Raw genomic sequence first — 24,265 nt, 5'->3', positions numbered from 1 at the left:
AAACATAAATACGTTCTTCGTCAAAAATTCGTTTAGCGGTTGCTCAATCGCTAAATGCTTACCAACGCTGCTTGAGCAGGTTTGGCTGGATCCCGGCAATCTGCACGATGTTGCGCAGATCTTTTTTCGAGATACCCGCTTCGAACTCTCCACGGAAATATTTGATGGCGCTTTGTAATGGCTCAACCGCACCTGGTGCGTGTGCACAGAAGGTTTTGCCCGGTCCTAAGAAACGGCAAAGTTGTTCAAGAGTTTCGATATCCCCTTCTTGACCTTCGCCTTTTTCCAGTGCCTGTAGAATTTTTACGCTCCACGGCAGACCATCACGACACGGTGTACACCAACCACAGGATTCACGCGCAAAGAAGGTTTCTAAGTTACGCACTAAAGAAACCATGTTGATTTCGTTATCGACTGCCATCGCTAGCGCTGTACCTAAACGGCTGCCTGCTTTTGCAATGTTTTCGAAATCCATCGGTAAATCGAGGTGATCGTTGGTCAGGAAGTCAGTTCCTGCGCCACCCGGTTGCCATGCTTTGAGTTTTAATCCATCACGCATACCGCCCGCATAGTCTTCTAAGACTTCACGTGCCGTTGTACCAAATGGCAGTTCCCACAGACCCGGATTTTTCACGCGTCCAGAGAAACCCATCAGCTTAGTGCCCGCGTCTTTACTCTTGCCCGCGCTTAAATCGATATACCACTGGTCACCGTGCTCTAGAATTGCAGGCACGTTACAGATAGTTTCGACGTTATTCACGCAGGTCGGTTTACCCCATGCACCTGAACTTGCAGGGAATGGTGGTTTAGAGCGTGGGTTTGCACGACGACCTTCAAGGGAGTTAATCAGTGCAGTTTCTTCACCGCAGATATAACGACCTGCACCGGTATGCACAAATAGCTCAAAATCAAAGCCCGAACCGAGAATGTTTTTACCTAAGAGACCCGCGGCTTTGGCTTCTTCGATGGCGCGACGTAAATGTTTCGCCGCTTCAACATATTCACCACGCAAGAAGATATAACCACGGTAGGCTTTTAATGCATAAGCGCCGATGATCATCCCTTCCACTAATAAGTGAGGTAGTTGTTCCATCAATAAACGGTCTTTATAAGTGCCCGGCTCCATTTCATCCGCGTTACATAAGAAATAACGCAGTTTCATGTTTTCGTCTTTTGGCATTAAACTCCATTTCAGACCTGTCGAGAACCCTGCACCACCACGACCTTTCAGTCCGGCGTCTTTGACAAGGTTAACCACTTCATCAGGAGCCATGCCTTTGAGGGCACGTTCGACACCTTTGTATCCGTTTTTGCTACGATACTCATCTAACCAGACTGGCTGCGCGTCATCGCGTAGGCGCCATGTTAATGGATGAGTTTCCGCAGTACGGATCACAGGGTTTGCGGAGAAGTTTGTCATGGATACTGCTCCAGTAGCTTTTGAATATTTTCAGGCTGCACATGACTGTGGGTATCGTCATCGATCATCATCGTTGGACCCTTGTCACAGTTACCTAAGCAACAGGTTGGCAGCAGCGTAAAGCGACCATCAGCGGTGGTTTGACCTGGGCGAATACTCAGCTGTTTAATAATTTCAGCTTCTAAGCCTTGGTAGCCCGTAATATGGCAAACAACGCTGTCGCAATAACGAATAATGTGGCGACCCACTGGTTGACGGAAAATTTGGCTATAGAATGTTGCCACGCCTTCTACGTCACTCGCAGGAATACCCAAAACTTCAGCGATAGCGTGAATAGCGCCATCTTCGACCCAGCCACGATTTTTTTGCACAATTTTCAGCGCTTCAATTGACGCCGCACGTGCATCTTCGTAGTGGTGTTTTTCCCCTTCAATTTCCGCACGCTCATGTTCGGTTAAAACAAAACCGTGATTAACTTGCGGTTCGAAGGTATTCACCACGTCAGACTGGCTGTTACAGCCGCATTGGCCAGTGCCACATTGACCTTGTTTATCTTGTTCATTATGCATGGTTAGCGATCCACATCCGACATTACAAAATCGATACTACCCAGATAGACAATTAAGTCAGAAACCAAGCTACCTCTGATTGTCGCCGGAATTTGCTGCAAGTGCGCATAACTCGGGGTACGAATACGTGTACGATAGCTCATGGTGCTGCCGTCACTGGTTAGGTAGTAGCTGTTGATCCCTTTGGTTGCTTCAACCATCTGGAATGATTCGTTAGCTGGCATTACCGGGCCCCAAGACACTTGTAAGAAGTGGTTGATTAGGGTTTCGATATGCTGCAATGTGCGCTCTTTCGGCGGCGGCGTTGTCAGTGGATGGTCAGCTTTAAATGGACCTTCAGGCATATTCTTCAGGCACTGCTCAAGAATACGGATACTTTGACGCATCTCTTCCACTTTGATCATTACGCGGTCATAGCAGTCACCGTTATGGGCGATTGGAATGTCGAATTCAAAGTTTTCATAACCTGAATAAGGACGTGCTTTACGTACATCAAAATCCACACCCGTTGCACGTAAGCCTGCACCCGTCACACCCCACGCTAATGCCTCTTCCTTGGTGTAAGATGCCACACCAATAGAACGGCCTTTCAAAATGGAGTTTTTAAGCGCTGAAGTCACATAGGATTCTAGGCGTTTCGGTAACCAGTCTAATAATTCACGCAGTAATTTATCCCAGCCACGCGGTAAATCGTGAGCAACCCCACCGATGCGGAACCATGCTGGGTGCATACGGAAACCGGTGATCGCTTCAATCACGTTGTACACTTTCTGTCTATCAGTGAACGCAAAGAACACTGGCGTCATCGCACCAACGTCTTGAATATAGGTACTGATATACAGTAGGTGACTGTTGATACGGAACAGTTCAGACATCATGACACGGATAGTTTTTACGCGATCCGGTACTTCGATACCTGCCAGTTTTTCAACCGCAAGAATATATGGCATTTCATTCACACAACCGCCGAGGTATTCGATACGGTCGGTATAAGGAATGTAGCTATGCCATGACTGACGCTCACCCATTTTTTCTGCACCACGGTGGTGGTAGCCGATATCGGGAACGCAGTTAACAATCTCTTCACCATCCAATTGCAGCACGATACGGAATGCACCGTGAGAAGATGGGTGGTTTGGCCCCAAGTTCAGGAACATGAAATCTTCGTTTTCATTTCCGCGATCTAAGCCCCACTCTTCTGGTTTGAAAGTCAATGCTTCCATTTCCAGATCTTGCTTTTGCTTAGTCAAAACAAAGGGATCGAATTCCGTGGCGCGCGCAGGGTAATCTTTGCGCAGCGGGTGACCTTCCCAGCTTGGAGACATCAGCAGGCGACGTAAATTTGGGTGACCTTGGAAGGTGATCCCGAACATGTCCCACACTTCACGCTCATACCAGTTGGCATTGGGGAATAAAGAAACCACCGATGGCACGTTTAAGTCTTTCTCATTAAGAGCCACTTTCAACATGATGTCGCGGTTTCGGTCAATGGAAATGATGTGGTAGAACACACTAAAGTCTGCGTCAGGCAGACCTTGGCGATGAATACGCTGGCGTTCATCGACTCCGTGTAAGTCGAACAACATCACATAAGGTTTAGGTAGTTTCTTTAAGAAATCTACAATTTCCAGTAATTGTTCACGGCGTACCCAAACCACTGGCATGCCAGTGCGGGTTGCTTGAACTGAAAAGGCATCCGGGCCAAATTGGTTGCGCAGTTCCAGAAGCACAGGATCATTAATGTGATCTTGTGTCTGCCATTCTGGCTGATTATGACTCGCTTGCGCTATCTGATCTGTCATCATTCTTCACCATAACGCTTGATCAGGTTTATTATTTCGCAACAACATTGCTCTGTTACGCTGTATGGCTAAAAGCCTTAAATTTCGTCAGGGGTACGCAGGTTGGTTACTGCGATACGTTCACCGTGTTTTCTTTCTCTTTCTGACTGCATATTCGCACGATAAACACCCTGATCACCGACAACCCATGAAAGTGGGCGACGTTCTTTGCCGATGGATTCTTGTAACAGAAGGAGAGCCTGCATATAGGCTTCAGGGCGTGGTGGGCAGCCTGGAATGTACACATCCACGGGAATAAATTTGTCGACGCCTTGAACAACAGAGTAGATGTCATACATCCCACCTGAGTTCGCACATGACCCCATGGAGATAACCCATTTTGGTTCAAGCATTTGGTCATAAAGGCGCTGGATGACGGGAGCCATTTTGGTAAAACAAGTTCCCGCAACAACCATAAAGTCGGCTTGACGAGGAGAAGCACGCAGTACTTCCGCACCAAAGCGGGCTACGTCATGAACAGCCGTGAACGACGTCACCATTTCTACATAGCAACATGAAAGACCGAAGTTGTATGGCCACAGAGAGTTTTTACGTCCCCAGTTCACCACATCATGAAGTGCATGGGATAATTTCCCCATATACACACTGTTTTCAACTTGCTGCTCAAGGGGATCAGTAACGATTTCTTGAGTTTGCAGTGGGTAACGGTCGTTCTCACCGTTCGGATCTATGCGGGTGAGCGTATAATCCATTGTATAATGCCTCGCTTTTTACTGCGGATGACGATTGCTGATTTTAATAACTTCACTAGGACCTTTAACTGCGCGACGTGAACGGATTGGAGTCCAATCGAGTGCACCAACGCGGATCAGATAAAATAATCCCGCCAACAATACCAAGATAAAAATAGCGGCTTCGATGAAACCGACCCATCCCGCTTCGCGGATGGCGACAGACCATGCAAATAAGAACATAGCCTCCACATCGAAGATCACGAAAAACATCGCGACCAAGTAGAACTTGGCTGACATACGAAGACGAGCACTACCGACAGAGTCAATACCTGACTCGTAGGGAACGTGTTTTGTTCTGGCTTTGGCGCGGCTACCCAAGAAATGACCTGCGGTCAACATGAAAGCGCAAAGACCAATAGCGCCGAGAAGGAATATAGCAAAGCCCCAGTTATGGGCTAACTCTAGGATTGATGTAGACATACTCGTTGCTTACTCATTACTTATGGTACTTAACTGCTCTTTTTTATAACACGGCAGTATTGCACCACAATTGCCCAGTTAATCGAGAAGAAAGACCAAAATTGACCTCAAAACTAAAAGATCCCCCAAACTAAAATCAGCCTGACGACTGCCGTTTGGTTTGCCCCTCTCTCACTACATTTTATTTTGCTCAAATGAGACAAAATAACCGTATTTATTACAAATAATTCACACGTGAAAAACATCTGCAAAACAAAAATAACTCATTAACTGCTAAAACGTGTCAGTGTTACTATACACAAATAAACACGCAAAGTAGTCTAACTGATTATTCGCTTTTACTACACCATTATCTCAGGAAAAACCTGTCTTAACAGACGAAAAAATGTGCTTTTTATTTGATCTAACGCACAGATTTATTGAAAAAATACTCAATTTGTTTACATAACATCCAAATTTAATTTAAGAGGCAGTAACGAATTTTTATTCATCATCCCCACTAAGCCTATGACTACTCTCAGCTATTTTATCAATTCAGCAAATAAATATTGTTAACGGCGTAACAAATCGTTAACTAACTAATGAATTTCATGTTATGCCATATACATCACAATTATTTCATGCTCTTACGCGTAAATCCATACTTAATAAGTGGTTAATCCGTGTATTTTGTCACCTATTGAACAGAAACATTGTTCACTTTTTTATCACCTCGTTATTAAGTAAAATATCGTACTGCAAAAATCGCCTTCCTCCCCTATTAACCACTTAATGAGTACGGCCAGTAAATTTCAGTTAAGAACATTTTGATAACAATTGAAATGCGTAAAATTGTGAAGACGGTTTTCAGGCGGGATATTCATAAAAATAAAACGGCTGAGTCAGGATTAACTGATTCAGCCGGATAATATCACTCTATGTATGTTTGACACTTATCATTGATAAAAACCCTATTTTATCGATAAGGAGAAATTGCTCTTATTGGGCGCTGTTCTCAGTTTGGTCCGCAACGGCATAAGAGATTTTTTTGTTTTCAATGGCATTAAAGACAGTGAGCACAAAATCTTTTTGCTCATCCGCATTTTTATATAACCAGTACTGAATATCTGGCAGACGCGGTAAACCATCTGACTCACCTAAAACACGCAGATCTGCGTTTTGCATTTCCATTGGGCGAGCAGTCACTCCGACTTCTGCATTCACCGCAGCACGAACCGCTGGTAATGATGCAGCTTCATAAGCCACATGCCATGGTAAGCCTGCCTCATCTAATGCCTGAGTACATAACTTACGGTATGGATTCGTTTCATCCATTACCACCAATGGGATTGGCTCATTTGTACGTAGCTGAAAATCAGGTGCGCTGTGCCATAAAATCGGGACAGTTCTTAATGCTGTTTTTGGGTGCTGAGGAATACGGCTTGTCGTCAATGCTAAATCAATTTCATGATTATCTAACATTGACTCAATAAACTGAGCACGTTTAATTCTCACTTCTACCGCGATGCGTGGAAATACGGAGGCAATACGGTTTAGTAAGAAAGGTAATAAGATATCGACTGTATCGTCGGATGCCCCGATACGCAATTCACCATCTGCATCGTTATAGGTTAAAGATGCGGTGGCATCGTCATTCGCACGTAAAATCTGTCTCGCATAGCCGAGTAATTGCAAACCGTGGGCGGTTAATAGCTTATTACGCCCGTGGCGTGCAAATAATTCACGACCAACTAATTGCTCTAAACGTTGCATTTGCTGACTAACAGCGGACTGGGTTCGACATACTGCGGCAGCAGCAGCGGCAAAAGTGTTAAGATCAGCCACTGCGACAAATGTGCGTAGTAAATCGAGATCTAAGTTCATTATGGGACGATTGGAATTTATCATCGTACATTCTCTTTATATAATTTTATGATACCTGGTGTTTCTGCTCTCCTCCGTGAGAATCAGCGAGTCTTAAAAATAATCCAACTTTTTGCATTTCTAATCCGTAGATCTGCATTTATTGTATTCAATACTCTATATTGCTATATCTATTTGATAATTAACTTAAACAGCTCAATTATCCAATTAGCGTTTTAAATTTCTATCAATTAAAGCGGGGTTGATTAACATAAAACTCAATAAGCACGAAATAATTGAAGAAGACTAAATAGTAACATATTTAATGTAGTTGCAATTATTTTAATGTAAGCTCTTTATGTAACATATGATGTAAATTAACAATTTTATTAATTATCAATACACTAAACATTATAACCACGGTTTCACTAAGAATATTCTCATTAAAATAATCAATATTGCTAACAAAAAAAGCCAAAAACCCCCGAAAACACCCTGACCAATAGTTAAATTTATTTCTAATTTAATGATTTAAGATGCAAACTTACAGAGTGATACAATTTTTGTCACTTTGTCATTACGCGACTTTTCCGCCATTTTTTTACGACTCATTCACTAACACACTCCAAAACTACGATAATTATCAGAATTAGATTCCAACTTAATAGCCATAATTAGAGCCATCATCTAACTTATTCAATACTTTAAGATAGCACATATCTGTTTTATGTCTAAACCAACCTTTTGCACCAAAAATTATCTAGCATCTTCAAAAGCTTCCGAGGGAGGAGTACAGTAGATAGTAATGCCGGAAGTCCCCTATGATTGCGAGCCCGTTAGGGTAATGAGAGAACCATGAATACGATAATGAAATCCAATAAGCTCGATAATGTTTGCTATGACATTCGTGGGCCAGTTTTAAAAGAAGCGAAACGCTTAGAAGAAGAAGGCAATAAAGTCCTAAAACTGAACATTGGTAACCCGGCACCGTTTGGCTTTGAAGCACCTGATGAGATCCTCGTTGATGTCCTGCGCAATCTGCCAAGCTCGCAAGGTTACTGTGATTCCAAGGGCTTATATTCTGCGCGTAAGGCAATTGTTCAACACTACCAAGCCCGTGATATCCACGATATGACCGTTGAAGATGTCTATATTGGTAACGGTGTTTCTGAATTAATCGTTCAAGCCATGCAAGCGTTATTAAACAATGGCGATGAAATGCTGGTTCCAGCCCCTGACTATCCACTCTGGACAGCCGCTGTTTCGCTATCAGGCGGTAATGCTGTTCACTATATGTGTGATGAACAACAAGGTTGGATGCCGGATATTGACGATATCCGCAAGAAAATCAGCCCACGTACCCGCGGGATTGTCATCATCAACCCAAATAACCCAACAGGGGCGGTGTACAGCAAAGAGCTATTAATGGAAATCGTCGAGATTGCTCGTCAACATAGTTTGATTATCTTCGCCGACGAAATTTACGATAAAATTCTGTATGACGATGCGCAGCACCACTCTATCGCTGCACTGGCACCTGACTTACTGACTGTCACGTTTAACGGGTTATCAAAAACTTATCGCGTCGCAGGTTTCCGCCAAGGCTGGATGGTATTAAATGGCCCGAAAAAACAAGCCAAAAGCTATATTGAAGGGTTAGAAATGCTGGCATCTATGCGCTTATGTGCTAACGTGCCAATGCAACACGCTATCCAAACAGCATTAGGCGGTTACCAAAGTATCAGCGAATTTATCCAACCAGGTGGTCGTTTATACGAGCAGCGTAACCGTGCATGGGAACTGATTAACCAAATTCCTGGTGTCTCTTGTGTTAAGCCACAAGGCGCCCTGTATATGTTCCCGAAAATTGATATTAAACGTTTTAATATCCACGATGACCAAAAAATGATCCTTGACCTGTTACTGCAAGAAAAAGTGTTATTAGTTCAGGGAACCGCATTTAACTGGCCACACCCAGACCATTTCCGTATTGTCACCCTCCCTTATGCAGATGACTTAGAAATGGCAATCAATAAATTTGGTCGTTTCTTAGAAAACTATCGTCAATAAATTTTCGTTTTATCAAAATAAAATAGCCCAAATAAGGGCTATTTTTTTATCTTAATAAAAACAAGTTTCTTTATGAAACTCTAAATTCAATAGTCTTTATTAGATTAATTAAATAATAGAAATAAAGTAAACAGCTGCTAAGAAAAATAGCACTAATATAATTGGGAAATATTTCATTTCATCCTCGATCAGTTTAATTATATACCTCTCGATTATAGTGACTAAAAATATCAAATCAATTTATTATTGGATGATAACTTGTTTACTCTTTTACGTCTTATTTAGATAATTGAGTATGGATACTCTCAATTTGACTTTTTTATTTCATTCTTTTTTGATCATTTCATTGCATGATTATGAATCGAATATTAATTATAGCCAAACTTGATTCATACTGTCAGAACAACGATCTCCACTGTCTAGAACTGTGTAAATTCGTTTAGACTCGCCATTGACTCCAATAATTACATGCCCCTCCGTCGGACTTTCCGTTTCATCAATAGAACAATCATACATAGGTTCTGAGCGATAACGTGTATTTTCTTGAGTCACAATATCTAAAATCCAGTAATCTCGCGGCTTTCCAATACCCCGTTGATAAATAAACTCCATCGCATTTTTAATAATCGCCCCCTGAGGCACATCCTTTAGTTCAACAGTGGATGTTCGTAATGATAAGTGTGTAAGTTTCATCAATTTTAAGGGCTCTCCCCAAAAGTTCTCTAATGTAACCGTACCTTTTGCTGATAACGCGATTTCCATATAATCTCCTCGATGCTATTGGATTGATGGTTGGATAATTAATGGGAATTTTAATGTATTTCTTCCTATGCTTAATTCATTTAAAACATCAGCTTTCATTAAGTTATATTCACTTATTCAAAATAGAAGCGCTTAATATTAAATATAAATTTACTTGTATCTGATGTATGATTTTCACATATGATTATTTCAATCAAGGAGGAATTATGAGTTACTTTTTTGCCCATCTTGCTAGAATGAAACTCATTCATCGCTGGCCCCTAATGCGTAATGTGCGGACTGAAAATGTTTCAGAACACAGCCTACAAGTCGCGATGGTGGCACATGCACTCGCAATCATTAAAAACCGTAAATTTGATGGTAATGTTAACGCCGAAAAAATTGCACTATTCGCCATGTACCATGATGCAAGTGAAGTCATCACCGGTGACTTACCAACGCCCATTAAATATCATAATCAGCAAATCGCCCACGAATATAAAAAAATCGAGAAGTTTGCCCAACAAAAATTGTTGGGCATGCTGCCAGAAGAGTTGCAAGACGATTTTAAATGTTTGCTAGTAGAAGAGCTGCAGTCTGAAGAAGAACATTTTATTGTAAAACAAGCAGATACTTTATGTGCCTATTTAAAATGTTTAGAAGAGCTATCTGCAGGCAATAGCGAATTTAAGCTCGCCAAAAGGCGCCTGGAAAAAATGCTCGCTGAGCGCAATAGCCCTGAAATGGAATATTTTATGAAAACGTTTGTCCCGAGTTTTACGCTTTCGTTAGATGAAATCAGTCACTAAGGAAATATAAGGAATGGCGAATGTCATTCCTACTTTTAACATCCTGTTCAGCTTGATGTACACTTCCACTTACTTATCTACAATATCGTTTATTTAGATGTTCGTGATTTTTATCATAAAACATAATGAGTCATTCATGCTTTATTTTCAATTGAAACAGGATAATGGACGTATAAATTTTCAGATTCGCCATTGATGCCAAGAATCACTTTTCCTTCATCGGCTCTTGTCATCGAGCAATAAAATTTGCTCTTTGTATGATAGCGTTTTCCATCTTCTGTTGTTATATCTACATACCAGTAATTATAAGAATCCTCGGTATCTAGCTCGTAACTGAACCACATAATATTATCTATCTTTATTTTATCGGGTATATCATGATAAATAGTTCCGCCATTTTATTTCATCCTGAATTAAAGTTATTTATTATAAAACCTCAATCAATTCTGTCTTGCATCCTGATGATGATGAAAATGCGATATATAATGTTTTCGCCGTACCATTCACACCAATAATCGCATCTAAAGAATCATAGAAGGCATAAGAACAACGAAATCTGTCTTTCGTTCTAAAAACTCGCCCACTTTTAGTATGCATGGTCATATACCAATAGTCATACCGATCCAGCTGTCCCAGAGCCGTTCGTATGAAAAACACTTTTTTTAGCTCTGTTCGATCCGCAATATTTGCTAATTCAACTGTTGTTAACATATGTCTCGTGTCATCAATTATACCTGAAACATAATGTTCTAATCGAACAGAAACTAATTCTTCACCCCAATAGTTTTCGAAAGTACAAAAACCATCATTTCCATAAACTACCACTTTCTCTTTTGTTATTTCAGTATTCATTATTACCTCACTATAATTATCTGTTAATTTTAAGGATTGTTCCGGAAATAAAAATAACAAGATTCAACGGATAGGCGGTAATGGATTAAATATTACGAATTGATCTTTATCATCATGGGCAGTAAGTTTTATTGAGTTTAATAGCGCCTTAATAAAGTAGGCGCTATTGATTTAATTAGAATGGGAACAAGATAGGGATCACAGCCACACTGATAAACATGACGATAATCGTAAAAGGGACGCCAATCTTCAGAAAATCAGCAAATTTATAACCACCGGGACCCAATACTAATGTATTCACAGGGGAAGATACTGGCGTCATAAATGCAGCGGATGCCGCGATACCAATCACCATCGCAAAAGGTAATGGAGAGACTTCCATTTGGCGCGCGGCAGCAATGGCAATCGGTGCCATTAATACTGCAGTGGCCGTATTGGAAATAAACAAGCCTATCGTCGCGCATAGAATAAACAAGCAGACTAGCATGACATGAGGTCCCAATCCGCCAGCGATCTTCATCAGTGCGTCTACCGCGAGGGCTATCCCCCCGGTTTCCTGTAAAGCGATAGCGAATGGCATCATCCCAACAATCAAAATAATGCTCGGCCAATGAATTGACTTATACGCACTTTCCATATCAATACAGCGAAATTTCCCCATTAATAGACAGGCAATTAATGCTGCAATAAAGTTAGGAATTTCATTGGTGACCATCATCGCCACCATGAGTGCAAGGCAAAATAACGCATGAGGGGCTTGTGAGGAGGCTGGTGCAACGGCCTCAACCTCAGCGGCTAAGTTCAATACGATAAAATTACGTGGTTTGGTCGATAGAATACGGATCAGCTTCCAGTCCCCAATGACCAGCAAAATATCCCCTAAGCGCAGAGGTTCATCCACCAGCTTTCCATCAAGGGCCTTTCCATCACGGCGGATCCCTACGATGTTTAAACCATATCGGGTACGAAATTTAATCTCTCGTAACGTTTTACCCAATAATTCTGAGTCTGGGTTCATGGAAACTTCCGCCATCCCTACATCCCTTGATTGCTCGGAAAAATAATCCCCGCGCAAGATCATCGGTTCAAGAAGTTGCTCACTGCAAAATTGGCGCAGTTCATCGTCAGTCACTGAAATATCAATCAGCAAAACATCGCGCTCGCGTAACTCAGTTCCCCCTGTTGCACTCACCATCACACGGCGAAACTTACGCCAGCGCTCAATCCCCACCACGTTTGCGCCATAACGGGAACGTAAATGAAGCTCATCAAGCGAGTGTCCTATCAGTGAAGAGCCTTTACGAATAGCTAATCGGCGAGCGCGTCCTGCTAATTTATAATCGCGGATCAGGTCACGGAAACTGCGTTGATATTTAACAGGTTGTTTATCCGGCTCATTACTCCCTAACCAGCGACGAGTTAGCCACATATAGCCAATACCCGCGATTAAAATAAGCAGCCCTATCGGGGTAATTGAGAAAAATTGAAAGCTGGGTAATCCTTCGCGAACTAATTCACTGTTCACCACCATGTTGGGCGGTGTTGCGACTAATGTCATCATACCGCTGATTAAGCCAGCAAAGCCCAGCGGCATCATTAATCGACTTGGTGAGGTTTTCATCCGTGCCGCTACACTGAGCACCACCGGAATAAAGATAGCGACCACGCCAGTGGAGCTCATAAATGCACCGAGCCCCGCCACCGTCATCATTAAAAAGACCAGCATTTTACTTTCGCTGCTGCCTGCGACTCGGACGAGCCACTCCCCCATTTGGTAGGCAATTCCGGTACGAACCAGACCATCACCGATGACAAATAGAGCGGCAATCAACAAAACGTTAGGATCCGCAAAACCCGCCGTTGCCTGTTGTAAGGTCAGTGTGTCACTTAATACAAACGCCACAATCACTAATAAGGCAACCACATCCATGCGGACTTTATTGGTAGTAAATAGAACAACCGCTATCAATAGTAGGGTTAGCACCCACAGCAATTCTCCGTTCAAAGTATCCCCTTTCGACGAAAAAAAACAGGCTAAAGATTTTAGTTAGTTAAGCATGTTTTTCAGAGGATTTCTTTGATTAGATCGTAATTAGGCGTTTTTCGATACGAAAAGCTCAAAATAGCCGTTATTGTCAGGGCCTGTCACGGAAATTTGTTCTAATGTACTAATAATTGCAGAGATTTCATCTCGTCTTGGCATACCTTCAGGATCATGAACCGCAATCACTTGGCAACCCGCACTTAATGCTGAATGGATCCCTGCTGGTGCATCTTCAAAAGCAATGCACTCTTCAGGAGGCAGCTCGAGGCTTTTCGCCCCTAATTGGAACGGTTCTGGATCAGGTTTGCCTTTAGAGACTTTTTCAAACGTGACCCAGTGCTTCGGCTCAGGTAAACCCGCCGCTGCTCGGCGTCCGTGAGCAATTGGCACTGTGCCCGATGTTACAATCGCCCAAGGGGCACCTAATTTATTCAGTAAAGATAACAGCGCTATTGCACCTGGCAGTGCAACAACGCCATCCATATCTTCGCTTTCCATTTTCTCTAACCAACGAAAATGGCTTTGCAGCTCTTCTTCGCTTGCATTGGGTAGGAAATGACGCAATGTGGTCATTGCTGGTTTTCCATGGATATAGTCGATAATCGCTTGATGATCTTCACCAATTCTATCGCCGAATAAACACCAACAGCGCTCAACGACGGCCAGTGAATCCGCCAATGTTCCATCGAGATCGAATAAAAAACCTTTTGCTTTTAACTTCACATCAAACCCTTTTTTAGAAAATCAGCTACCTAATACAAGACGTCAATGCGTCCACCTAAAAAGATAGGTTAAGCATTGAGAATTTGAGAAACCTCAACCGCTGAAAGGTGATATTGGCGAGGACAAGCTTGCCAAATTTTCAGCATTCTTAAATATTTATCCCACATTGGTGTTTGTGAGTTAAAGCCATGAGTTCCGCTATCGAAATGGGTATATCGCCCTTCTGTATTAACCATAAAGCGCACATAACTCAGATAACGCGCTTCCGTTGCGGCATCAAAGCCCAAAAACTGCACACGACGACCATCCACACCATGTTTGTCTTCCATGTTGCCGTAAGAAACTTGCAGCGCATGGTACATTTCCATCACTTCAATAACCGTACGGCACGTTTGCTCGCTGAGTTCACCAAAATCCCTATCCAGCTCGCGCATTTGTAAACCAAATCCACGCTCAATGATAGTTTGTAGACGGCGGTAACGCTCTGCGTTATCCGGGTCTAACATGGTCATCATTTTATATTGATTGGATAAAATTAAGCGTTCAGCATTGGTCATTTCCATCACAGCTCTCCGTTGATAATTTTCTGCAATCTTCGCATTCAATGTTGATAATGCACAGATTAAATATCACTTTTATTGATCTAAACAGTTGTTTTGCGTTAATTACTGTTACATAACGGTTTGTTATCAAATCGAATGCTAAATAAGGTTCAATGAACCGTTTAGATATCTTCCATAAAGGTATGATCTAACTGATTGAACGCTTTTTTCAAAAGTTCGGCTAACGCCATATAGTCAGGCTGCTGCTCAACGGGTGCCATCGCAATTCCCGCTTCGGTAAATTTATCGCGAATTTCATAGAACCAGCTTAATAACCCTGCCGGTAATGGTGTGACAGCACGCTTACCTAACCACCATAACCCTTGCATTGGCAAGCTGCAGGCAAATAATGCCGTCGCGACAGCTGGACCTAACTGCCCGCCTAGCGCAATTTGCCAAGCCAGCGTAAATATCGCAATGGGCGGCATAAAGCGGATCCCAAACCGAATCGCTTTATTGATACGTAGTTCAGGAAACAGTGGCGTTAGCTTTTTTTCCATAGGAAAAACCTTCAGATAGTGATTACCTAATCTGAAGCGTTTAAAAAAACCTGGAGGGGTACTTTGCATTGTGCTCATCAATTAATTTCCTACTACTTATTCATTTTTTACTGCCATTGATTTTCAGTGACTATCAATTTCAATTGGTCATCACAAAAACAATATCAATCTATGGCTAGCTTACGTCAAATTCAACGTGAACGCACACTCAGTTTTTAAGTTAATTTTCACAAATTTAGCTTTAATTAAGCTAACTTAAATGAAACCCGCTATTCTCTTGAATACGTAACTCACCGCTATAACTACACTTTATATGGTATTTATGATTTTAATCAACCAAACGCCCTATTTTTAAAAAAAACGTATAAAATATAAAATAGTTTTAGTAGAATCGACCGCAATTAGAATTACTGCCGAACTATGTTACTTAATAGTTCTCTTTAATAAGTCAACAACAGTGATATATTGGGGTTCTGCACGTTATTTCAACACAATACTGTGACTTATTTTTCACAGTTATTTAACAGCATCACGTAACGTTTGCGCGAGAAACCCCTGTAAAATCATCGACCCATGTGCTTTTTTGCACATATCATGATATCAATCATGAATTGGTCGGATATAAATGCGCTAGGCTCTAGCGAATAACATTTTTCAACCAAGTCTGTGTGTCCTCATAACGGGCTTCACAACATCAACTAAGATAGGTATTTCCATGTCAAGTAAGCTGGTACTGGTTTTAAACTGCGGTAGCTCCTCACTGAAATTTGCAATCATCGATCCGACTAATGGAGATGAATTTCTATCAGGTTTAGCTGAATGTTTTAATTTACCTGAAGCTCGTATTAAATGGAAAATGGACGGTGAAAAACATGAAGCACTTTTAGGTGCAGGCGCTGCGCACAGCGAAGCACTGAACTTCATCGTAAACACAATCCTGGCTGCTAAGCCTGAATTGTCCGCACAGATTTCCTCTATCGGTCACCGTATTGTTCATGGTGGCGAGAAATTCACGTCTTCTGTTCTTATTGATGACGAAGTCATCGCAGGTATTAAAGCGGCAATCCCATTCGCGCCATTACATAACCCTGCTCACCTTATCGGTATTGAAGAAGCGAGAAAATCATTCCCTCATCTGATCACCAAAAACGTAGCGGTATTCGATACAGCATTCCATCAGACAATGCCTGAAGAAGCTTACCTGTATGCACTGCCATACGAGTTATATTCCGAGCACAGCATCCGTCGTTATGGTGCGCACGGTACTAGCCATTTCTATGTTTCTCGTGAAGCGGCGAAAAAACTGAACAAGCCAGTTGATGAACTGAACGTTATCACTTGCCATTTAGGTAATGGTGGTTCAGTATCTGCTATCGTTAACGGTAAATGTGTTGATACATCAATGGGTTTAACTCCATTAGAAGGCTTAGTCATGGGGACTCGTAGCGGCGATATCGACCCTGCGATTATTTTCCACTTACATGATTCATTAGGCATGAGCGTTGACCAAATCAACAAAATGCTGACTAAAGAATCTGGCTTACTGGGCTTAACTGGCGTGACTAGCGACTGCCGTTATGTTGAAGATAACTACGGCACTAAAGCGGATGCAACCCGTGCAATGGATGTGTTCTGCCACCGTTTAGCAAAATATGTTGGTGCGTACAGCGCGCTGATGGAAGGTCGTCTTGATGCAATTATCTTCACTGGCGGTATCGGTGAAAACTCTGCACAAGTGCGAGAAATTACGCTGAAGAAACTGGCAATCCTTGGTTTCGAATATGACCACGAGCGCAACTTAGCCGCACGTTTCGGTAAAGAAGGTGTTATCACCACCGACAACAGCCGTCCGGCACTGGTTATCCCAACCAATGAAGAGTTGGTGATTGCCCAAGATGCTGCACGCTTAACAGCATAAAGACTTTCTCGCCGCCAGCCTTATGCTGGCGGTACTGCTTTAGAGTAACCAAAAAACGAGGTTCCTGTGTCCCGTACAATTATGCTAATTCCTACTGGCACCAGCGTTGGTTTAACCAGCGTTAGTCTGGGTGTCGTCCGCTCAATGGAACAAAAAGGTGTCCAGCTGAGTGTGTTTAAACCTATCGCACAACCACGCGTTTCCGGTAATAAAGACCAAACTACTGAAGTTTTACGTTCACACTCCAGCATCACAACCATTGTTGAACCACTAACAATGGAATATGTCGAATCTCTGCTGACTTCATCAAAGAAAGATATTTTGATGGAAGAGATCGTGGCGCGCTACCACGACCACACTAAAGATGCGGAAGTGATCCTAATCGAAGGTTTAGTCCCAACTCGCAAGCACTCTTTTGCACAATCACTGAACTACGAAATCGCCAAAACTTTAGGCGCTGAAATTGTCTTTGTTACTGCGCCGGGCAATAGCTCAATCCAGCAAATGCAAGAGCGTTTAGAGCTGGTTCGTAACGAATTTGGTGGCCAACGTAATGAAAGCATCATTGGGGTTATCGTTAACAAAGTTAACGCACCCGTTGATGAGCAAGGTCGTACTCGCCCTGACTTGTCTGAAATCTTTGATGATTCCACCAAAGCGACTGTGGCCAATATCGATGCCAAAGCGCTGGAGTGTTTAAATCTGCCAGTATTAGCGTCAATTCCTTGGAACTTTGACCTGATTGCCACTCGTGCAATCGACATGGCAAAACACTTAAATGCAAAAGTCGTCAACGAAGGTGAAATCAACACTCGTCGCGTTAAGTCCGTCACTTTCTGCGCACGTAGCATTCCACACATGCTGGAACACTTCCGCCCAGGTTCATTGTTAGTGACTTCAGCTGACCGCCCTGACGTGCTGGTTTCAGCCTCTTTGGCGGCAATGAATGGCGTAGAAATCGGGGCTATCTTACTAACTGGTGGCTATGATATCGATGCACCTATTCGCAAACTTTGTGAACAAGCATTCGAAACGGGCTTACCTGTGTTTATGGTGAACAGCAACACATGGCAAACTTCGCTGAATCTGCAAAGTTTCAGCCTTGAAGTTCCGGCTGATGACCATGAGCGTATTGAAAAAATTCAAAACTATGTGGCTCGCCACATTAGCAGTAACTGGATTGAATCTCTGGTTGCAGACTCTGAGCGTCCAAACCGCCTGTCTCCTCCTGCATTCCGTTACCAGTTAACTGAACTGGCTCGTAAAGCAGGCAAACGCATCGTGCTACCTGAAGGTGATGAGCCACGTACCGTTAAAGCAGCATCCATTTGTGCTGAACGTGGTATCGCGACCTGCGTACTGTTAGGTAATCCTGATGATATCCGCCGCGTTGCGGCATCTCAAGGTATCGAATTAGGCGCTGGCATCGAAATCGTTGACCCAATTAAAGTTCGCGAAGAATATGTTGCTCGTTTAGTCGAACTACGTAAAAGCAAAGGCATGACCGAAGTCGTTGCTCGTGAACAACTGGAAGATAATGTTGTTCTGGGCACATTGATGCTGGAAAAAGGCGAAGTAGATGGTCTAGTCTCTGGTGCAGTTCATACCACTGCAAACACCATTCGCCCACCATTACAGTTAATTAAAACTGCGCCAGGTAGCTCATTAGTTTCTTCTGTATTCTTTATGCTGCTGCCAGAGCAAGTGTTTGTTTATGGTGACTGTGCGATTAACCCAGATCCAACAGCAGAGCAACTGTCTGAAATCGCAATTCAATCTGCGGATTCAGCAAAAGCGTTTGGTATCGAACCTCGCGTTGCAATGATCTCTTACTCTACGGGTAATTCCGGTGCGGGTAGTGATGTTGAGAAAGTACGTGAAGCAACACGTTTAGCGCAAGAAAAACGCCCTGACCTGATGATCGACGGCCCATTACAGTACGATGCTGCGGTAATGGCTGATGTGGCAAAATCTAAAGCGCCAAACTCGCCAGTTGCGGGTAAAGCAACTGTATTTATCTTCCCAGACTTGAACACCGGTAATACCACCTATAAAGCAGTACAACGCTCTGCTGACTTAGTCTCTATCGGTCCAATGCTGCAAGGTATGCGTAAACCTGTTAACGACTTATCCCGTGGCGCACTGGTAGACGATATTGTTTACACTGTTGCACTGACTGCGATTCAAGCGGTACAAAACGAAAACGCATAATCTTAGTTATTAAGCTTTGAGTTAAAAGGTCAATCCAGAAATGGGTTGACCTTTGTTTTTTCATCGTTATATGAAAATGATATCCCCCTCATTTCATATCATTAACCTCTATATTTTCACAAAATATTGAGGCTGATTATGATCACTCCCCAAAGAGTCAGTATTAAGTTTGAACAGAAAAAATTAACAGATTATTTTAAAGATACCGCTAAAAATGAGTTTTCTCGCAATATAATTGGCATTAAAAATATGCAAGAAGCCGAAAAAGGTGTCTGTTATGGATTAGCACATGCTTTCTTATTTTATGCCCATGCAAATGATGAAAAGAAATATATAAAAAATCTGGCGATAGCATTGAAAAAAACACATAACTCCAAGGAGAATATTCGCCATTATCACACTTTTTTAAATGATGCTTTTTGTCAAATTATTTATAGACAGAAAATAATTGATTATGTTCTGAAGATTGACCATGCCATAAAAAAATTTGATTTTTCAAATGATAACCGAGAGTTAAAACAAAGAAATATGCTTAACTCAATCAATGCGGTATTTTTTAAAAACAGTGCATTATTACTGGATAATATAGGGGAAAATGATGTCATTAATTTTAAAAAATTATTACATCAGTTATATTTTTATACCTATTCCACATCAGCAAGTGCCAGGGAGAATATATTAAAAATGAAAAGTCAATTTGAACTTAATTTAATTAAATCAACTGCTCGAGAAATTAAGAAAAAATGTTCTAACTTTGCAATGACTGATTTATCAATCAACAGCATTAAACCATTTTTTGAATTAGTTAAAAACCACCAGAAAAAAATCATTAAGCATCAAATAACACAAAGAAATAGCCAATATAATATAAAATATGACACCTATACGACTATTGATAATAACGTAAATTTAAATTCACAAAATTATATAACCTTTGAGCAATTCAAGCAGCGCATTAATAATCGACTACAGCAACAGAAGGATACCATTTGTGATTTTCTGACTAAACATCATGCTATGGGGATCACGATTAAACATATCAACGATAAAATCATATTCAAGTTCTTTGAACCTAATAGAGGCCTTTATATAACAGAAAATAAGAAAAAGTTTTTTAGTCTCATTGAAAAAACAATGTCTCAGCAAGAGTGCTTTGTTAATGCTCTAGATGAGAAAATCATCGAGATTAATACCTCCTACGCCGATAAACTTCATCAATATCCGCTGTTCAACAAACTCAAAGAACCTAAATTTTATAAATCATAAAAGTACAAAAGGACTACCAAGGTAGTCCTTATTTCAATACTCGCATTTACTCTGGGTTTGAACAGCTAATCGCTTTATCCGCTTCATTATTACGCGTTAACCATAATGACAGTGCTTTAAGCGAATCTGGCGTAAATTCATCACAACGAGCGGTAATTTCCTTGGGAGTCAACCAAGTTACTTCTACGACTTCACTTTCTTGCAAAGCAAAAGGACCGTGACTCACACAACTAAATAATCCACCCCACACGCGGCAAATTTCATTTTCATAATAGAAAGTACCATGTTCTGCAAACGGAACACCTGCAATCCCCAATTCCTCTTCAGCTTCACGCTTAGCTGATTCAAGGATCTGTTCATCTTGCATCACGACACCACCCGCCGTCGCATCCAAAAGCCCTGGGTAGAAATCTTTAATGTCCGTTCTCCGTTGCACCAGAATTTTACCCATTCCATCGTGCACCACGATGTAGGTCGCACGGTGGCGTAAGTTTTCTGCACGCATTTGGCTACGAGTTGCTTGCGCTATTACATTATTATCTTCGTCAACGATATCTACCCATTCGACGAATTCGGTCTGTTGTTCCATCCTGAAAACCTTATTTAGCTTGTCCACCAAAATACTTTGATACAAGGTATTCTTTTCGCATATATGTTGCAAGAGATCCTACCCAAATTTGACCTTGCTTTCCATCACAAAAATCAATGCATCTCTTTAAGATACAGTACAAAATTCTTTTTTGTGAAGCGTTAACTGAAACCCAACAATTCCCATTTGCAAATGCTATAGTTATCTTTATAGGGTGGTAAAAATTGGATTATTTAGAGTGTGATAGCGCTTTAAATATAGGGGATAAAAAATGAGAATTCTAATAACAGGCGGAACAGGGTTAATTGGCACCCAACTGGTTCAAACGTTAGTGATGCATTCACATCAGGTCACCGTATTAAGCCGTTCACCACAAAAGGTATACAGTTTATTTTGTAAAGCGGTTGAATGCTGGACAACCCTTCAGGATAAAACCGACCTTAATGGGTTTGATGTGGTCATCAACCTTGCTGGTGAACCTATCGCAGAAAAGCGTTGGACCACAGCGCAAAAACAGATCCTTTGTGACAGTCGCTGGAAAATCACTCAGCAATTGACGAACTTAATCAAAGCCAGTCAAAACCCACCGAGCGTATTCCTGTCAGGCTCTGCCGTTGGTTACTATGGCGACCAAGGTCAATCCGTCGTGACGGAAGAAGATCAACCTCATGATGAATTCACCCATCAACTAGCTGCTCGCTGGGAAGCTATTGCCCAAGAGGCGCAATCGGATAAAACCCGAGTGTGTTTATTACGCACAGGGTTAGTTTTATCCCCTAACGGCGGTTTGCTCGCCAAAATTCTGCCTATTTTTAAAATCGGTGCTGGCGGGCCGATTGGTCATGGAAAACAATATATGCCGTGGATCCATATTAACGATATGGTGAAAGCGATTTTGTTTTTAATGGAAACACCGAATTTATCAGGCCCGTTTAATATGACGTCGCCTTATCCTGTCCATAATGACCAATTTGCTGCCATGATGGGAGATGTACTCAATCGCCCTTCCTTTATCCGCACACCCGCTTTCGCCGTAAGAGGTGTACTTGGGGAATCCGCAACATTATTGCTTGGTGGGCAGCAAGCCATTCCAAAACGTTTAGAAGAGTCTGGCTTTGAATTTGAATTTATTGAACTGAGAATTGCTTTGGAAGATTTATTGGTTTCCAGTGGAAACTAACTCATTTTTACGCTTCTAACACCATAATATCCCTGCCATCTCGTGAGATAAATAATGAGATGGTTTCTATCGTGTTTCTCTTTACAACTACCCTGTTTAAATCATTCCTGTTTAAATCATTTGCATTCACGCTTATTATATGTACATTCAAATAATTGAAATTTGAAAGATATAGATAATAAATATATGTATGGTGTTATTAATTTAATCAATTATGGATAACATTATGCCTATCGAAAGTTCCACCGTGAAAAAAACACCTTTTTCCCAATCAAAATTTTTAAATTTCCTGACAACAGATGATGCCGCATCTTTCAAAGAAAACATATTGAAAGTCTCAAATTCAAAAGAGCGTTTCGGTGGTTTTTGTTTTGGTGCATCTGTGAAATTTTTACACTATAGTGATAAAGGTTTAGAGCATGAATATATCAATATTTATAATAAACATTTAGATAACATAACAGCCAACAACCCTATAACAAATGCAAAGCCTTCTAATATAGAGATGGCATCAGTTTTACATTACAAAGATTACACAGAAAAAAAACACGAAATCAAACAAGGGAATAAATTACTTAAGGAAATATTTGACATACAAAAATTACAAGCAGAATCAACACTAAATAATAACTTATCACTGCCCATTTCATTTTTATCATCTGCACTGGCAGAACAAAACTTTATAAAGGTAATAGATCTAGCTTTGGATGAAAACGTGGAAAAATATTGCAATAAGGAAAGTAGAATGCAAAAAATAATTTGTGCAGCAGTTCTTGACGAAAAAAGAAAATATATAAAAAACAGATATTCAATAAAAAAAACTGACAAGCTAGATGAAATTTTTCTCTGTCTTAATTCAAATCCCGGCATCCGTTCTAGATATAGAGCTATTAATAGTCTATTAGATTCATCACGAATTCCCACAAATGCGAAAACAGAAACTGCTTGGGTGGAAAAAAATAAGCAGCAAAATTTAAACTCTAATATAAAAATAGCAAATAAAATCAGACAGACAAAGAAATTCAATGATTTTATGAGTATGATTAAGGCTTGTAAGGATGATACCCAAAATTATCTATTTTCAAGCCCTTATCATACTTGTGCAATCAATATTAAGAGAAATAAAGAAACTGAAAAATATGAATTTTTTGACCCTAATGAAGGCCTTTATGAATGTGATAGTTTTGATGAATTTTCGCTTTTTCTAAAAAACTACATGGATGAAAATCAAGAATATGAATTCATAAAAGATGAAAAATCTGATTATCAAATAGCATTCGTTAAGTTAAATAGGATAAACCAAAATTCAGCTAACTATAATGAAAATAAAGGTTTTGATAGTAATTTAAAAATCAACAAACTACTCGCATTAGATAACTTTAAGGTTATATTAAAAAGAACATCATTAAAAAGCAGAGTACTGAAAAAGAAAAGCGATAGTATTGTACATCAAAGTTTTAACAAAAAAAATCATTTAGTTACATTAGAATTTAATTACACTAAGTCAAATGAATCTAAACAAAAGACCATCTACTCTTCAAATATTGACGCGTCGGATCTTCACCAAGTTATTCGGAAGAATCTAGCTCAATTAAAACAGACAGATCAGAATATTTTTATTGATAAAAAAGGAAATATATACCCTATAGCCCCTCATATTTCTATGGCTAATTTTCATATTAATACGGTGCCTAGTGATAATTTTAGCCCTGTTACACTCAATAATAATTGAGCATTACGATCCCATTAAATTACTTTGTCCCATGCCAACGGGTAAACCAATCGTGTTCAAGTTGAATATCAAATTGATCAAGTACACGGTTCACGGTTTGGTCGACAATATCTTGAATAGATTGAGGCTGATGATAAAACGCAGGCATTGGGGGCATAATCACCGCTCCCATTTCTGCGGC

At 41.0% G+C, this 24,265-nt stretch carries 21 protein-coding genes; 7 read left to right on the top strand and 14 right to left on the bottom strand.

Going from position 1 to position 24,265, the window contains the following annotated elements:
* Positions 1–58: 58 nt before the first annotated feature.
* From nuoF to GKR48_RS11140, 6 genes are all read right to left on the bottom strand, one after another.
* A complete protein-coding gene (gene nuoF / locus GKR48_RS11165) occupies positions 59–1,420 on the bottom strand; it encodes an NADH-quinone oxidoreductase subunit NuoF (protein WP_036952742.1) in 1,362 nt (453 codons plus the stop codon).
* Positions 1,417–1,989, bottom strand: coding sequence for an NADH-quinone oxidoreductase subunit NuoE (nuoE, locus tag GKR48_RS11160; RefSeq protein ID WP_230086728.1), 573 nt, complete (start codon positions 1,987–1,989; stop codon positions 1,417–1,419). The genes nuoF and nuoE overlap by 4 nt, the downstream gene beginning before the upstream one ends.
* Positions 1,990–1,991: 2 nt before the next feature.
* Positions 1,992–3,794 (bottom strand): NADH-quinone oxidoreductase subunit C/D, encoded by a 1,803-nt coding sequence (nuoC, locus tag GKR48_RS11155; RefSeq protein ID WP_195848244.1) that lies wholly within the window; start codon positions 3,792–3,794, stop codon positions 1,992–1,994.
* Between the two features lie 74 nt (positions 3,795–3,868).
* The gene (locus GKR48_RS11150) at positions 3,869–4,543 is read right to left on the bottom strand and encodes a NuoB/complex I 20 kDa subunit family protein (RefSeq protein ID WP_004912254.1); all 675 of its coding nucleotides are present in this window, start codon (positions 4,541–4,543) and stop codon (positions 3,869–3,871) included.
* A gap of 18 nt (positions 4,544–4,561) precedes the next feature.
* Positions 4,562–5,005: an NADH-quinone oxidoreductase subunit A gene (locus GKR48_RS11145; RefSeq protein ID WP_036952734.1), complete on the bottom strand. Its 444-nt coding sequence runs from the start codon at positions 5,003–5,005 to the stop codon at positions 4,562–4,564.
* A gap of 978 nt (positions 5,006–5,983) precedes the next feature.
* On the bottom strand, positions 5,984–6,892 hold the full coding sequence (locus GKR48_RS11140; protein ID WP_154602877.1) for a LysR family transcriptional regulator: 909 nt from the start codon (positions 6,890–6,892) through the stop codon (positions 5,984–5,986).
* 810 nt (positions 6,893–7,702) lie between these two features.
* Between GKR48_RS11140 and GKR48_RS11135 the strand changes: the two genes are divergently transcribed.
* Positions 7,703–8,917, top strand: coding sequence for a pyridoxal phosphate-dependent aminotransferase (locus tag GKR48_RS11135; RefSeq protein ID WP_154602878.1), 1,215 nt, complete (start codon positions 7,703–7,705; stop codon positions 8,915–8,917).
* A 372-nt stretch (positions 8,918–9,289) separates the two neighbouring features.
* On the opposite strand, the gene GKR48_RS11130 is transcribed toward GKR48_RS11135, so the two are convergent.
* Positions 9,290–9,679, bottom strand: coding sequence for a hypothetical protein (locus GKR48_RS11130; protein WP_154628138.1), 390 nt, complete (start codon positions 9,677–9,679; stop codon positions 9,290–9,292).
* Between the two features lie 206 nt (positions 9,680–9,885).
* On the opposite strand from GKR48_RS11130, the gene yfbR reads away from it, so the two are divergent.
* Positions 9,886–10,467, top strand: coding sequence for a 5'-deoxynucleotidase (gene yfbR / locus GKR48_RS11125; RefSeq protein WP_154628137.1), 582 nt, complete (start codon positions 9,886–9,888; stop codon positions 10,465–10,467).
* Between the two features lie 426 nt (positions 10,468–10,893).
* On the opposite strand, the gene GKR48_RS11120 is transcribed toward yfbR, so the two are convergent.
* The 5 genes from GKR48_RS11120 to yfbV form a co-directional block, all read right to left on the bottom strand.
* Entirely contained in the window at positions 10,894–11,319 is a 426-nt protein-coding gene (locus GKR48_RS11120; RefSeq protein WP_154628136.1) for a hypothetical protein, read from the bottom strand.
* 175 nt (positions 11,320–11,494) lie between these two features.
* Positions 11,495–13,324: an SLC13 family permease gene (locus tag GKR48_RS11115; RefSeq protein WP_154628135.1), complete on the bottom strand. Its 1,830-nt coding sequence runs from the start codon at positions 13,322–13,324 to the stop codon at positions 11,495–11,497.
* A gap of 87 nt (positions 13,325–13,411) precedes the next feature.
* Entirely contained in the window at positions 13,412–14,086 is a 675-nt protein-coding gene (locus GKR48_RS11110) for a sugar phosphatase (protein ID WP_272522786.1), read from the bottom strand.
* Between the two features lie 68 nt (positions 14,087–14,154).
* A complete protein-coding gene (locus tag GKR48_RS11105; protein ID WP_036952716.1) occupies positions 14,155–14,649 on the bottom strand; it encodes a YfbU family protein in 495 nt (164 codons plus the stop codon).
* A 161-nt stretch (positions 14,650–14,810) separates the two neighbouring features.
* The gene (gene yfbV, locus GKR48_RS11100; protein WP_036952713.1) at positions 14,811–15,266 is read right to left on the bottom strand and encodes a terminus macrodomain insulation protein YfbV; all 456 of its coding nucleotides are present in this window, start codon (positions 15,264–15,266) and stop codon (positions 14,811–14,813) included.
* Between the two features lie 637 nt (positions 15,267–15,903).
* Between yfbV and ackA the strand changes: the two genes are divergently transcribed.
* The 3 genes from ackA (at position 15,904) to GKR48_RS11085 (ending at position 20,583) form a co-directional block, all read left to right on the top strand.
* Positions 15,904–17,106: an acetate kinase gene (ackA, locus tag GKR48_RS11095; RefSeq protein ID WP_154628134.1), complete on the top strand. Its 1,203-nt coding sequence runs from the start codon at positions 15,904–15,906 to the stop codon at positions 17,104–17,106.
* A gap of 81 nt (positions 17,107–17,187) precedes the next feature.
* The gene (gene pta / locus GKR48_RS11090; RefSeq protein WP_154600249.1) at positions 17,188–19,317 is read left to right on the top strand and encodes a phosphate acetyltransferase; all 2,130 of its coding nucleotides are present in this window, start codon (positions 17,188–17,190) and stop codon (positions 19,315–19,317) included.
* 138 nt (positions 19,318–19,455) lie between these two features.
* On the top strand, positions 19,456–20,583 hold the full coding sequence (locus GKR48_RS11085; RefSeq protein ID WP_154628133.1) for a hypothetical protein: 1,128 nt from the start codon (positions 19,456–19,458) through the stop codon (positions 20,581–20,583).
* Positions 20,584–20,629: 46 nt separating this feature from the next.
* On the opposite strand, the gene yfcD is transcribed toward GKR48_RS11085, so the two are convergent.
* On the bottom strand, positions 20,630–21,172 hold the full coding sequence (gene yfcD, locus GKR48_RS11080) for an NUDIX hydrolase YfcD (RefSeq protein ID WP_154602882.1): 543 nt from the start codon (positions 21,170–21,172) through the stop codon (positions 20,630–20,632).
* A 271-nt stretch (positions 21,173–21,443) separates the two neighbouring features.
* Between yfcD and GKR48_RS11075 the strand changes: the two genes are divergently transcribed.
* Both GKR48_RS11075 and GKR48_RS11070 read left to right on the top strand, forming a co-directional pair.
* A complete protein-coding gene (locus GKR48_RS11075) occupies positions 21,444–22,352 on the top strand; it encodes a TIGR01777 family oxidoreductase (RefSeq protein ID WP_154628132.1) in 909 nt (302 codons plus the stop codon).
* 226 nt (positions 22,353–22,578) lie between these two features.
* Positions 22,579–24,084, top strand: coding sequence for a hypothetical protein (locus tag GKR48_RS11070; RefSeq protein ID WP_154628131.1), 1,506 nt, complete (start codon positions 22,579–22,581; stop codon positions 24,082–24,084).
* Positions 24,085–24,103: 19 nt separating this feature from the next.
* On the opposite strand, the gene GKR48_RS11065 is transcribed toward GKR48_RS11070, so the two are convergent.
* Positions 24,104–24,265: flavoprotein (locus GKR48_RS11065; RefSeq protein ID WP_336431155.1), on the bottom strand; the 162-nt coding region annotated here is incomplete at its 5' end.

The organism is Providencia sp. wls1943 (genome assembly GCF_009706275.1).
GTDB classification, from domain to species: domain Bacteria; phylum Pseudomonadota; class Gammaproteobacteria; order Enterobacterales; family Enterobacteriaceae; genus Providencia; species Providencia zhijiangensis.
The sequence above is the reverse complement of the archived record's forward strand: the minus strand, read 5'-3'. Positions and strand labels throughout refer to the sequence as shown.